This window comes from Mycobacterium ahvazicum (assembly GCF_900176255.2).
GTDB classification, from domain to species: domain Bacteria; phylum Actinomycetota; class Actinomycetes; order Mycobacteriales; family Mycobacteriaceae; genus Mycobacterium; species Mycobacterium ahvazicum.
Window position 1 is genome coordinate 715,724 of the sequence record NZ_FXEG02000003.1, and the last position, 13,534, is coordinate 729,257.

Genomic DNA, 13,534 nt, shown 5'->3' on the forward strand with positions numbered 1-13,534 from the left:
GATGACGGGTGCCGTGAGTTTGCTAGACATACGACAAATAGTCGCGCGATGACGACCCGGGAAGACGGCGTCATCGCCATCCAGAACTGGTCTGTCGGCTACGTCAAACGTCACCCGATTGCCTCGCTGACGACGGTGGGCGAACAGTTCGTCCTTGGTGTGCGCACCATTCAGTACTTCTTTTTCGACCTGTTGACGGGCCGATTTCAGTGGCAGGAGTTTGTTCGACAGGGTGCGTTCATGGCGGGCACCGCGGTATTGCCGACGATTCTGGTGTCACTGCCGATCAGCGTCACCCTGTCCATTCAATTCGCCCTGCTCGCCGGCCAGGTGGGCGCCACCTCGCTGGCCGGCGCGGCCAGCGGTCTGGCCGTCATCCGGCAGGGCGCGTCGTTGGTCGCCGCCGTGTTGATGGCCTCGGCCGTCGGCTCGGCGATCACCGCCGATCTGGGGTCACGAACCATGCGGGAGGAAACCGACGCGATGGAGGTGATGGGCGTATCGGTGATCCGCCGCCTGGTGGTGCCCCGCTTTGCCGCGGCCATCATGATCGGCGTCGCGCTCACCGGTGTGGTGTGCTTCGTCGGATTTTTCGCGAGCTACATGTTCAACGTGTATTTCCAGAACGGCGCGCCCGGCAGCTTCGTGTCGACCTTCGCGTCGTTCGCGACCACCGACGACATGGTTTTGGCGTTGGTGAAAGCGGTCATTTTCGGTGCGATCGTCGCCGTTGTGTCGGCGCAGAAGGGCCTGTCCACCGTCGGTGGCCCAACGGGCGTCGCGAACTCGGTCAATGCCGCTGTCGTCGAAGCGATCCTGCTGCTGATGATCGTCAACGTCGCGATCAGCCAGCTCTACATCATGTTGGTGCCCAGGACGGGGCTCTGACATGGCGGCCGCCCCCTACCTGCCGTTGGCCCCCATCACCGTCCCGATGCTGCGGCTGTATCGCCGGGGCACGGTGCCGATTATCCGGCTGGGCCATTTGCTGGTCTTTTTCATCCGGGCGCTGGTCGCGGTGCCGCTCGCGTTGCGCCAGTACCGCGGCGAGTTCCTGCGGCTGCTGTCGAACATCACCTGGGGCAACGGCTCAATCGTGGTGGGTGGCGGAACCGCCGGTGTGGCCGTCGTTCTCGGCATGACCGTGGGCGCGCTGGTCGGCATCGAGGGTTACAACTTCCTGGACCTGCTGGGCCTCGGGCCGGCCACCGGCTTCGTCTCGTCGTTGGTCAACACCCGCGAGCTGGCACCGCTGATGGCGTCGCTGGCGTTCGCCATGCAGGGTGGTTGCCGCTTCACCGCCCAGTTGGGGTCGATGCGGATCGCCGAGGAGATCGATGCGCTGGAATCCATTGCGATCCGCCCGATTCCGTATCTGGTGACGACGCGACTGATCGCCTCGGTCGCGGCCATCGTCCCGCTGTATGTGGCGTGCCTGGCGATCGGCTATCTGACCACCCAGCTGGTGGTGGGGATCAGCAGCGGTGGCTCGACGGGCTCCTACCTGCATTACTTCACGCTGATGCTGGCCGGCCAGGACATCGTCTACTCCTTGATCAAGGCCGTGATCTTCGTCTGGATCGCGTCCACCATTCAGTGCTACTACGGCTATTACGCGACCGGCGGGCCGGAGGGCGTCGGGGTGGCCGCCGGGCACGGAATGCGGGCCAGCATCACCGTCGTGATCATGGTGAACATGCTGCTCACCATGGCGTTGTGGGGGGTAGACGCCGGCGCAAGGTTCGGTGGTTAGCCAGATGGGTAAGCCGAATTCCTTTGAGCTGGACGGCCGCGGGCCCTCGGACCGGCAGTTGCTTCTCACCGGCACCGTGGTGGTAGTGGTCGCGGCGCTGCTCACCGTCGCGATGCTGCTCAAGTCCACCGGCCGGCTCAACGACTATGTCCGGGTGGTCGCCGATCTGGTCAACGTCGGCGACGGGCTGCCGCAGAAGTCCGACGTCAAGTATCACGGCGTGCTCGTCGGGACGGTCGATGATGTGATCCCGGCGTCCAACGGAAAACCCAACTACGTCCACATCGATCTCAAAACCGAGTACGCCAAGTCGATTCCGGCCGGGGTCACCGCTCGCGTGGTGCCCAGCAACGTTTTCGCGGTGTCGTCGGTGCAGCTGGTGGGCTCGGCGAGACAGCAGGGCCCGGGCGGGGCGATCCGCCCCGGCGCGCACATCCCCGAAGACACCCGGCTTCCGACCGTGCTGTTCCAGACCACCGTCAGCAAGTTGCGCGACCTGCTCGCCGCCGCCGGCCGTGGCCGCGACGACAGATCCATCGGGATCCTGGCCGCGCTGGGAGCGGCCACCGACCACCGCCGCGTTCCGTTGCTGAACGCCGGGGCGCAGCTGAATCGCCTTCTCGACCAACTGAATTCGATCGTCAGCACCGACACCGGGCCGTCGACCGTGTCCGCGCTGGTTGACGCGGCTCGTGGGCTGCAGGCCACCGCACCCGATCTGCTCGACGCCTTGCACCAGGCCGTCGAACCGATGCAAACCTTCGCCGAGACGCGGGGGCAGTTGACCGCGCTGCTCTCCGGCGCCGAAGACACCGTCGCCACCGTGCATCAGTCCTTCGACCATCACATCGACCAGCTCATCCACATCACCAGCGATTTCACCCCGGTGCTGGGTGTGTTGGCGATGAAGTCGAACAACTTCGTGCCCGCGGTCACCAAGTTGGACAACCTCGCCAACAGGTTCATGGAGGAAGTCTGGGTGCCGGGCCAAGACGTCGGCAATATGCGCGCGATGCTGACCTTTACTCCTAGCTCCACCTACACCCGCGCGGACTGTCCACATTACGGAGACCTGAAGGGGCCCAGCTGCTTTACCGCACCGCTGATCCCGGTGCGCCCCGACCTGCCGGAAGTGCTGCTGCCGCAGAACTATCAGCCGCCCAAGGATCTGGCGCCGCCGCCGGGAACCGTCATCGGGCCCAACGGAAACCTCGTCGCCGTCGGACCACCGTTGATCAACCCGAATCCCGACCTGACCGACCCCAATCCCCCACTGGCCCCTGGGATTACACCGTCGCCGCCGGTACCCGGCAGCGCCAACCCCGATAACCCGGCACCCGGTGCTCCGGCAACTCCGTCGCCGAACGCACCGTGGGTTCCGCCGGTGGCGCCGAAAGCACCGTGGATACCGCAATCGTCCTTCGGAGGCAACGTCGGACCCGTCGGCAGCCAATACGAGCGGAATATGCTCAGCGTGATCACCGGCCAGACCGCCACGCCGGCCACCGAGCTACTGCTGGGACCCGTGGCCCGCGGATCCACGGTCTCTTTGAAGTCCGGAGCAGCGAGATGAGATTTCGTGCGCCGCTGATCGGTCTGACGCTGTTCATGGTCGTCGCGCTGACGCTGACCTGGCTGGTGTACGTGAGCCTGCGACGTGACGTCGCCGGCGACACGACCAAGTATTCGGCACTGTTCACCGATGTCTACGGGCTGCGCGAAGGCGACGATGTCCGGATGGCCGGAGTGCGGGTGGGCCGGGTGGAAAGCGTCGAACTCGACGGAAAACTCGCGAGAGTCGCTTTCGTGGTGCAAACCGCTCAGCACCTGTACGGCAACACCGTCGCGTCGGTGACGTACCAAAACATCGTCGGACAACGTTACCTCGGGCTGTCGTTGGGGCCCCAGGGCAGTCGAGGCCTGCTGCCGCCGGGCAGTGTGCTGCCGCTGGAACGCACCGAACCATCCTTTGACGTCACCGCGCTGCTCAACGGTTACGAGCCGCTGTTCAGTCTGCTGAACCCGCAGGACGCCGACAACCTCACCAAGGGAATCATCGCGTCGCTGCAGGGCGACACCTCGTCACTGACCACGCTGATCAGCCAGACGTCAACGCTCACACAGACATTCGCCGGACGAGACCAGGCCCTCGGCGACGTGATCACCAACCTCAACAAGGTGGTCGGCAACCTGGCGCGGCAGAACGACAATTTCGACGGCGTCATCACCCAAACCCGCGACGTGGTCGACCAACTCGACCGCCGGCGTCCCGAGCTGGTGGCCTCGCTGGGTTCCCTGTCCCGGGTGATGGGCCGGCTCTCGACGTCGGCCAACGACGTCTACCCCGCGCTGCGTGAATTCATCGACCGCAAACCCGGGGTGGCCAGGCACCTGATGGATGTCGAGCCTCAGGTGGCCTTTTTCGGCGACAACATCCCGCTGCTCCTCAAAGGGCTTGTCCGAGTGGGTAACCAGGGCGCCTACGGCAACGCCTATGTGTGCGACGTCAACTTCATGGGCTTCTTTCCCGGCCTGAACGACGTCGTGCCGATCATCGTCGCCGCCGCCACCCCGGGAAACAAGACGTGGCACACACCCAGATGCAGGAGCACCGCCGGTGGCTGATACGTCTGTCCGGCTTCGGCTTTCGAGGATCAGGAAGCGTCCGCTGGAAAGCTACAACACCACCTGGATGGGGTTTATCGCCGTCACGGTGGTGGCGGTCGTGATCGGGGGCATGCTGGCGGTCCACGCGCTCGGTGCCGGTTACCGGCACTACACCGCCGAGTTTCTGCAGGCCGCCTCGCTGCGGCCCGGCAACCCGATCGTGGTCGCGGGCATCCCGGTCGGCGAAGTGACCAGCATGGAACTCGACGGCGATCACGTCGAGGCGGGGCTGAAGATTCGCGACAACATCGTGCTGGGCAAGGATTCTCGAGCCACGATCAAGGTCACCACGATTCTGGGATCGCGTTATCTCTCGGTGCAGCCCAACGGCTCGGCCGCACTGCCCCGCGGAACCTTTGACCTGGCGCACACCGAGGTTCCCTACGACTTGCAATCCGCATTGCAGGATGCCACCACGACATTCGAGCAGGTCGACCCCGACCGGTTCGCGCAATCGCTCGCGGTGCTGGGCAAGCAACTCGAGGGCTTGCCCGCGGTGGTGCCACAGGCGATGACGAACATTCACTCGCTGTCGTCCATCATCGCTGTGCGACGCGACCAACTCGGTCAGCTGCTGGGGAGCACCGAACGGGTGACCAACACATTGCGGCGCCAGCAGGCCGGCCTCGGCAACCTGATCAACCAGGGACAGGACCTGCTGGGCCAATTCGTCGCGCGGCGAGCCGTTTTCCACGCGATGATGCAATCGCTGACCAACCTCGTCGACACCATGAGCCAGATCATGGTCAACGACCGGTCCGGTCTTGACTCGCTGATCGCGGACATGCGCGACTTCACCGCGATGATGGCGCAACACGACGACCTGATGAGCAACCTGCTGCAAATCAGCCCAATCTTCTTCCGGGAGGCGGCCAACCTCACCGGCGAGGGCAACGCGCTGAATTTCAACGCCAACAACGTCCCGCTCGTCGACTCGTGGATGTGCGCCATCAGCGGCCGCGCTAAACAGTTCGGGATGATCCAATACTTCAAGGACTGCAAGTGATGGCCTCGAAGATCCGGTCCAGGGCGGTGGCCATCGTCGCCGCCCTGGTGGTGGTGGCCACCGCCGCCGGGGTCGGCTGGTGGTACCTGGCACCTGATCAGGACACCATCACGGTAACGGCCCAATTCGACAGCGCCTCAGGCCTTTACGAGGGCAACGTGGTCGCCGTATTGGGAATGCCGGTGGGCAAGATCACCAGAATCAACGCCAAGGGCGGCTATGTCGAAGTCGAATTCACCGTCGATCGCCACGTCAAGGTACCCGCTACCGCCCAAGCCGTCACGGTGTCCACCTCGATCCTCACCGACCGGCAGATCGAGCTGACGCCGCCCTATCGCGGCGGTCCGGTGCTGCAGAACCACGACACCATCGGCCTGACCCGAACCAAGACGCCCGTCGAATTCAGCCGCGTGCTCAGCGTTCTCGATAAGGTCACCAAGTCGCTCGAGGGCGACGGCCACGGCGGTGGCCCCGTCGCCGACGTACTCAACAACGGAACCAAGGTTGTCGAAGGCAACGGCGGGCAGATCAAATCGGCGCTCGACGAGCTGTCCCGGGCGCTGCGCCTGTCCAGCGACGGCGGTGCGGCGACCCGCGAGCAGATCACCACAATCGTCAAGAACATCAGCGCGCTGTTCGACGCGGTTGCCGCCAACGACGGCAAGCTGCGCGAATTCGCCTCCACCATCCACCAAGTCAGCCAGATCATGGCCGACGAGGACATCGGCGGCGGCAGTACCGGACGGAGATTCGACCAGCTGGTGCAACGGGCCGGTGAGCTGCTCGACACCAACCGGGACGCCATCAAGAAATCTCTGTCCAGCGGCAACAAAATGCTGACGATGGTGACCAATCAGCGGCGCGACCTCGCCGAGCTCCTCGATGTGGCACCGATGCTGGCCGACAACGCCTACAACATGATCGACCGCGCCAACGGTGCCGTGCGCGCCCGTTTCCTCACCGACCGATTGGTCTTCGACAGCCAATACACCAAAGAGATCTGCAACCTGATGGGCCTGCGGCAACTCGGATGCAGCACCGGAACAATCCAGGACTTCGGGCCGGATTTCGGGTTGACCTACGTGCTGGACGGCATGGCCGCGATGGGGCAGAAATGATCACCGCCCGCGCCCGCGTCGCACTGGCCATCGCGGCCACGGTGCTGATCGCCTCCGGATGCGGCACGAATGGTCTTGCCAGCCTGCCTCTTCCGGCTCCGGGGCTGGGTTCGGGCGGATACAGCTTGACCGCGGTGTTCTCCAATGCACTCAACCTTCCGATGAACGCCAAGGTGAAGCTCGCCGGCGCCGACGTCGGGCAGGTCGAAGCGATGGTCGCACGTGACTACACCGCGGTCACCACGCTGCGGATCAGAAACGGGGTGCGGCTGGCCCGCGGTAGTACCGCCGAATTGCGCACCGCCACACCGCTGGGCGACGTGTTCGTCGCGCTGAAGCCCCCCGCCGACGATCCCGTCGACGATCCGATGCTGCACGACGGCGACACCATCGGCCTGGATTCGACGGCCGCGGCGGCGACCGTCGAATCGGTGCTGAGCTCGGCGGCGATCCTCGTCAACGGCGGAGCGGTGCGCAATTTCACCAACATCATCAACGGTTTCGGGAAGGCCACCGGTGATCAGGGCCAGGCGTTCGGTGAGCTGATCCGCAAGTCCAACCAACTGGTCGCAACGCTCGACGGCAGATCGGGCCAGATCTCGGGCGCGCTGACCGAATTATCACGTCTGGCAGACGAACTCGATGCCAAAGACGCCACCGTCACCGACTTGATGACCGCGGCCCGGCCCGCCACCTCGGCCCTGGCCGACAACACCACCCAGCTGTCGGATCTGGCGGTGCAGGTGGGCAACACCTCCCGGTTGCTGGCCAGGTTCCCGTCGATCGGGGGAACCGACACCAGCGGGCGCAGCATGATCCGCGACCTCAACACGATCGCCGGGGCCGCCAACGACGTTGCGGTAAGCCCGGATACCAGCTTTTACGCGATCAACCGGCTGATTCCCCCCTTGGTCAAATCGACGTCGGGAAGCGCGATTTCGGTGCACGTGGGCGTCGACAAGCTGATCCTCGGATCGTTGCCCGACATCGGATATCCCGGCGACATCGGGCTGCACGGGCCGCACCACTACAACATGAACCTTCTCGTCGGCACCCTGAAATACACCCTCTGGCGCCTGCAAGAACGCGTGGTCGGGCGCGGCCCGAACTCCCCGCAGGTTCCCGTCGTGCCCGACCCGAACGTCCCGGGCCAAATCGACATCGCCCCCGGTCCTTTGTCGCCGGCGCCGGGACCGCGGCCATGATCGCCGCGGCGGCCAACGTCGTGGTCCGGGTGGTGCGGGCGGCTCACCGCCAGCAGGTCTGGCTGTCGGTGGCCGGACTGGTGCTCACCCTGGTGGTCGGAACCGCTTACCTGCTGATCGGGGCATTGCGGGTAGCACCGCTGGCGTCGTCCTATCGAGTCACCGTGCAGCTACCCGAATCCGGTGGCCTGCTGCCCAATCAGGATGTGGCGTTGCGCGGCGTGCGGATTGGTCGCGTCGAGTCGTTGCAGATCACCGACAGTGGAGTCAACGCGATCGCCAGCATCTCCTCGAAGGTGCGGATTCCGGCCAGCAGCGTCGCGCGCGTGTCGGCGCTCTCGCCGGCCGGCGAGCAGTACATCGACTTCCAAGCCGAATCCGACGCCGGGCCGTACCTCCACGACGGCAGCCTGATCGCGCCGGCCCACACCAGTGTTCCGGTCAGCCTGGCGCAGTTGCTCGGCGACGCCGACGGGATGCTGGCCCAGGTCGACCCCCGCAAGGTCGAGCTGATCAAGAAGGAACTGAGCCTGAGCAGCCAGGGCCCGGCGAAGCTGGCCGCCATCGTCGACGGCGGCACGTTCTTGTTGTCGACGCTCGACTCGGTGCTGCCCCAGACGACCAGCATCATCAAGACCAGCCGGGTGGTGCTCACCCTGGCGAGTGATAAGAACGCCGGATTAGCCTCCACCGCAACCGAACTCAACCGCACGTTGTCCGGGGTTGCGCGCATGCAAGCCGGCTACCGGCGGCTGACCGCGCAGACACCGCAGACGCTGTCGGCGGTCGACAAATTGTTCTCGGACAATTCCGAGACGATGGTGCAGCTGCTGGGCAGCATGGCCACCATGTCGCAATTGCTCTATCAGCGGGTGCCGGCGCTCAACGCGCTGTTCCCCGACTACCGTGGCTCGGTGCTGGACGCGGTGTCGAGCTCCTTCCACGACCAGGGAGTCTGGGCAATCGCCGACCTCTATCCCCGTTATGTGTGTGATTACGGGACGCCCGCGCACCCGCCTTCGGCCGCGGACTACTACGAGCCGTTCATGTACACCTATTGCCGCGACACCGACCCCGCCGTGTCGATCCGCGGGGCCAAGAACGCGCCGCGCCCGGGCGGCGACGACACCGCCGGTCCGCCGCCGGGAGCGGACCTGGGCCGCAGAACCGACCCAACACCCAACGGCCGCTTCACGATTCCGACGCCGTACGGCGGACCCCCGCTGCCGATCGAACCGCCCCACTGAGACCGACCTAAACTCTGACGGAGGAGTTGACTGTGACCGCTACATCCGAGAAAGTTGCCGAGGCCGAAATGCCCGAAGCGCCAAGCTCAGAACCCGAAGACGTCGAGGGCACCGACGTCAAAGACGATGACGCCGAGGGCACCGACGGCATAGACGAGGGCGTCAAGGACGCCGAAGTGGCCGACGAGGACGACGAGGACATTCCGTTCGGGCGCCAGGCCAACAAGGACAAAGCCGACAAGACCCGGCTGCGCGATCGGCCCTGGGGGCGCTACCTGCGCCGCAGCGCGTTGCCCCTGTTACTCGTTGCCTCGCTTGCGGTTAGCGGCCTGCTGGGCTGGAAGCTGTGGCAAGAGCATCAGGTGAAGGAGGCCGGCCAGCAGGCTCAACAGGCCGCGATCGCCTACGCACAGGTGCTCACGAGCATCGACTCCAACAAGGTCGACGAGAATTTTCGGCAGGTGCTCGATGGCGCGACCGGCGAGTTCAAAGACATGTACACCCAATCCAGCGTGCAACTTCGGCAGCTGCTGATCGACAACAAGGCAAGCGCGCACGGCGTGGTGGTGGATTCGGCGATTCAGTCCGCATCCACGAACAAGGTTGTGGTGCTGGTCTTTATCGACCAGACCGTGGCCAATTCGCAGTCGCCCGATCCACGCATCGACCGCAGCCGGATCAAGATGACGATGGAGAAGGTCGACGGCCGCTGGCGGGCCAGCAAAGTCCAGCTCCTCTGAGCCGATGAGCCAGGCCATGCGTAAGAGACTGAGCGCCGCACTCCTGTTGCTCGCCGCGACGGCGATTCCCGATGCGGCCACCGCGCGGGCCTCCGCCCCGTCGTTCTGCGGTGAGCTCGGCGGCGACTGGGACGGCCAGTACTGCCACACCACGGTGACCTCGGAACGCAATGCCGTCCGTGACATCAAGGTCGCGCTGCCCGGTGAGCTGATCGACAACCCCGCCACCAGTGGTGTGGTGCGCGACTATCTGCACACCCTGGTCAACAACTGGCGCAATGCCAACGCGCACATGGCCGCCGACAGCTATGGCGAGGAGAACTACGAAATCTTCCGGCACGGCAACCTGCTGAGCGCGGTGTTCCACGAGGACTACCACGCCGACGGGCCCAAGCCGAACAATGCCTACCGCACCTTCACGTTCGACATGGCCAGCGGCCGGCGGTTGCAGCTGTCCGATGTGACGACGTCGAATCCGCTGACCGCGATCCCACCGCTGGCGCAGCCCTTCATCGAAACCGCGCTCAATCAAGCACCGCCCCCGCACGACCCCGGGACCTACCCGTTCATCGTCGATCGCTGGACTCCCGACAAGGTCTACTCCGGGGCGTACAAGGCGTGGGCACTGACTCCCGACGAGTTGATCCTCTACATGCCGGACTATCCCGTCGGCCACGACGAGCCGATCAACTTCTCGCCGGGGCTGCCGCAGTGGTACATGGACGGCGGCACCGTCCAGGCCCACATCCCCCTGGCGGCGCTGGCCCCGGTCCTGCGCATCTAGTCGGCGGCCTCGCCGCGTACAGTGGCAGTGGTTAAGTCACCTAACTAACGCGGAACCAGGAAGGGAATGCCCATGGCGCGCACCGAGAATGACACCTGGGATCTGGCCTCCAGCGTCGGCGCGACCGCGACGGCAGTCGCGACGCAACGCGCGATGGCGTCGCAGGGACCGGATGCGCTGCTCGACGACCCCTGGGCCGATCCCCTGGTGCGCGCGGTGGGCAGCGACACCTTCATCAAGCTGATCGACGGTGAGCTCGGCGACACCAACGATCCGGTGATGAACCGAAAGGCTGTGATCGAGCAGATCACCGTGCGCACCCGGTTCTTCGACGACTTCTTCCTGCAAGCCGCCGGTGCCGGCGTGCGGCAGGCGGTGATTCTGGCGTCCGGTCTGGACACCCGGGCCTACCGGCTGCCGTGGCCGGCCGACACGGTGGTCTACGAAATCGACCAGCCCGGGGTGATCGATTTCAAGACCCGCACGCTGGCCGACCTCGGTGCACAGCCGCCCGCGCAACGTCGCACGGTCGCGATCGACTTGCGCGAGGACTGGCCCGGCGCGCTCGTCGACGCCGGATTCGATCCCTCCAAGCCGACCGCGTGGAGCGCCGAAGGCCTACTCGTCTATCTGCCACCGGAGGCGCAGGACCGCTTGTTCGACAACGTCGCCGCACTGTCGGCCCCGAGCAGCCGAATCGCCTGTGAGCACATGGATTTCCGCAACATTCCCGCGGATTGGGCAGACAAGCTCACCGAGAGGTCGCGGCGCATCGGCTCGAAGATCAATCTGGCCGAGTTGTTCTACACCGGTGATCGCAACGCCGCCGGCGAGTACCTCAGCGAGCGCGGTTGGCGGGTCGACATCACCACGACCGAGCAGGCCTTCTCCGCCCAGGGTTTCCAGCTTCCGCAAGACGAGCTGGCGTCGTTCGGTGGATCCTCCGGTTACCTGTCGGCGGAGCTGGGCGCGGACACCGAGGCGACGGAGTCCGTGTAAGCCGGGCTGACGCGGGTACACCTCGGTGGTGTCCTCGCTGCCCGACGATCTACGCCGACTCGCCAAAGCCCATGGGGTGGCGACCTTTTACCGCAATGAACGGCGTGAGCCGGTAGAGGTCGACGCCGACGTCGTGGTCAAGGTGCTTTCCCTGCTAGAGGTGGAGGCCGCGACCGAACCCGCCCGCCTGCGCGAGCTGGACAAGCTGGCCGAGCGGGAGGGAGCCCTGGCACCCACGATCGCCGTACGGGTGGACGGCCGCAGCCGGCCGTTCCCCGGTGCGGTGGGATTGGTCGGCGAGGATGGGGCCGAGACCACCCTGCGCGAGGAACTGCCGGCCGATCTATCACCGGGGTGGTATCGGCTGCACACGCGTGACGGCCAGGAAGTCACCCTGGTGGCAGCCCCGCCCCGGGTGCCGCAGACACCGGCCACCTGGGGATGGATGCTGCAGCTCTACGGGCTGCGTTCCGGACGATCGTGGGGCATCGGCGATTTGGCGGACCTGCGCGAGTTCATCGAGTGGACCGCGGCCGAACACGGCGCGGGCGCGGTCTTACTCAACCCGCTGAATGCGCCCGGGCCGACGCACCCCGTGCAGCCCTCGCCCTACACGCCGTCCAGCAGACGATTCGCCAATCCGCTGGCGCTGCACATCGAGGACCTCGACGCTTACCGTCGGGCCGACCCCGCGATGCGCGCGGAAGTCGATGCGCTGCGCGTCGCGCCCGATACCGAGCGCGTCGACCACGATCTCGTGTGGGCGGCCAAGCGCTCCGCGCTGGAATTGTTGTGGCGGGCCGAGGGCCGGCCCAGCCCGCTGGACGAACCGGGGTCGTCCACGGGGCTACGCGATTGGGCCACCTACTGCGCGTTGGCCGAGCGCCACGGCGGCCGCTGGCCGCAATGGCCTCAACCTCTACGAGATGTCAACGGACCGGCCGTGATTGCGGCCCGCAGCGAACTGGCGCACCGAATCGCCTTCCACGCGTGGGTTCAGCAGCGTTGCGCGGAGCAACTCCGCGCGGTGCGCGATACCGCGCGCAATGCCGGTATGGCGCTCGGCGTTCTGCACGACCTGCCGGTGGGGGTCGATTCGGACGGGGCTGACGCGTGGGCGCTGGCAGACATGCTGGCGGCCGGGGTGCACGTCGGTGCACCGCCGGACAACTTCACCCCACGCGGCCAGGATTGGGGATTACCGCCATGGCGTCCGGACCGGCTCGCCGCCACCGGATACACCGCGTTGCGAGACATGTTGCGCGCGATAGTCGTTCACGCCGACGGCTTACGGATCGATCACGTCGCCGGCTTGTGGCGGCTGTGGTGGATTCCTCCCGGCGACACCCCCGATCGAGGCACCTATGTGCATTACGACGCCGATGTCATGCTCGCGGTCCTTGCTCTCGAGGCACACCGGGCGGGCGCGACCGTCGTCGGCGAGGACCTGGGCACCGTCGAACCGGAAGTCACCGAGGCACTCGGCGAAAACGGCATGCTGGGTTCTGCCGTGTCCTGGTTTACCCGCGACGAATCAAAGCCCGAACAACCGCTACTGGCCGCATCGGACTGGCCAACGCGGGTGGCCGCCAGCCTCTCCACGCACGACTTACCCACCGCGGCGGGTTTTTTGCGTGGTGAACATGTGCGCGTGCGCGCCGAACTCGATCTGCTCAACGACATACCGGCCGAACAAGCCACGGCCGACAAGGAAAAAGCCGAGTGGCTGGCATTGTTGCGTGCCCACGGGCTATTGCCGGCCGATCCGGACGAAGCCGCGATCATCTCGGCGATGCATCGCTTCTTGGCGGCGACCCCGAGCCGGTTGAAGCTGATCTCGCCGTACGACATCATCGCCGAACCGCGGCAGCCCAACTTGCCTGGCACCATCGACGAATATCCGAATTGGCGGCTGCCCCTGCCGCAGACGCTCGAGCAGCTGCGTGTCGATCCACGAGTGTCCGAGATCGCCACCGTCTTCCAGGCCGCCGCCGAAAGCTGACCCGGGTAGTTCG

The 13,534-nt window shown here is 65.7% G+C and carries 12 protein-coding genes; all 12 read left to right on the plus strand.

Features of this window, described 5'->3' with window-relative positions; all coding sequences use genetic code 11:
• The first annotated feature begins 48 nt into the window (after window positions 1-48).
• The 12 genes from MAAFP003_RS16010 to malQ all read left to right on the plus strand — a co-directional run bounded on the left by MAAFP003_RS16010 (window position 49) and on the right by malQ (window position 13,521).
• Window positions 49-888 carry an MlaE family ABC transporter permease gene (locus MAAFP003_RS16010; RefSeq protein WP_096288442.1) on the plus strand — a complete coding sequence of 280 codons (840 nt, stop codon included), beginning with the start codon at window positions 49-51 and terminating at the stop codon, window positions 886-888.
• 1 nt (window position 889) lies between these two features.
• A complete protein-coding gene (locus tag MAAFP003_RS16015) occupies window positions 890-1,753 on the plus strand; it encodes an ABC transporter permease (protein ID WP_096288445.1) in 864 nt (287 codons plus the stop codon).
• A gap of 4 nt (window positions 1,754-1,757) precedes the next feature.
• Entirely contained in the window at window positions 1,758-3,326 is a 1,569-nt protein-coding gene (locus MAAFP003_RS16020; protein WP_096288447.1) for an MlaD family protein, read from the plus strand.
• Window positions 3,323-4,378 (plus strand): MCE family protein, encoded by a 1,056-nt coding sequence (locus MAAFP003_RS16025; RefSeq protein ID WP_096288449.1) that lies wholly within the window; start codon window positions 3,323-3,325, stop codon window positions 4,376-4,378. The genes MAAFP003_RS16020 and MAAFP003_RS16025 overlap by 4 nt, the downstream gene beginning before the upstream one ends.
• A 67-nt stretch (window positions 4,379-4,445) precedes the next feature.
• Window positions 4,446-5,426: an MlaD family protein gene (locus MAAFP003_RS16030; RefSeq protein WP_207768573.1), complete on the plus strand. Its 981-nt coding sequence runs from the start codon at window positions 4,446-4,448 to the stop codon at window positions 5,424-5,426.
• Window positions 5,426-6,544 carry an MCE family protein gene (locus MAAFP003_RS16035; RefSeq protein WP_096288451.1) on the plus strand — a complete coding sequence of 373 codons (1,119 nt, stop codon included), beginning with the start codon at window positions 5,426-5,428 and terminating at the stop codon, window positions 6,542-6,544. Before MAAFP003_RS16030 ends, MAAFP003_RS16035 begins: the two co-directional genes overlap by 1 nt.
• Entirely contained in the window at window positions 6,541-7,749 is a 1,209-nt protein-coding gene (locus MAAFP003_RS16040; protein WP_096288453.1) for an MlaD family protein, read from the plus strand. Before MAAFP003_RS16035 ends, MAAFP003_RS16040 begins: the two co-directional genes overlap by 4 nt.
• Window positions 7,746-8,996 (plus strand): MlaD family protein, encoded by a 1,251-nt coding sequence (locus MAAFP003_RS16045; RefSeq protein ID WP_096288455.1) that lies wholly within the window; start codon window positions 7,746-7,748, stop codon window positions 8,994-8,996. The genes MAAFP003_RS16040 and MAAFP003_RS16045 overlap by 4 nt, the downstream gene beginning before the upstream one ends.
• Window positions 8,997-9,028: 32 nt before the next feature.
• Window positions 9,029-9,736, plus strand: a complete 708-nt coding sequence (locus MAAFP003_RS16050) for a tetratricopeptide repeat protein (RefSeq protein ID WP_423790903.1) — start codon at window positions 9,029-9,031, stop codon at window positions 9,734-9,736.
• Between the two features lie 16 nt (window positions 9,737-9,752).
• A complete protein-coding gene (locus tag MAAFP003_RS16055; RefSeq protein ID WP_096291199.1) occupies window positions 9,753-10,520 on the plus strand; it encodes a mannan-binding family protein in 768 nt (255 codons plus the stop codon).
• A gap of 72 nt (window positions 10,521-10,592) precedes the next feature.
• Window positions 10,593-11,519 (plus strand): class I SAM-dependent methyltransferase, encoded by a 927-nt coding sequence (locus tag MAAFP003_RS16060; protein WP_096288457.1) that lies wholly within the window; start codon window positions 10,593-10,595, stop codon window positions 11,517-11,519.
• Window positions 11,520-11,556: 37 nt separating this feature from the next.
• Entirely contained in the window at window positions 11,557-13,521 is a 1,965-nt protein-coding gene (malQ, locus tag MAAFP003_RS16065) for a 4-alpha-glucanotransferase (RefSeq protein ID WP_096291200.1), read from the plus strand.
• The last annotated feature ends 13 nt before the right edge of the window (window positions 13,522-13,534 follow it).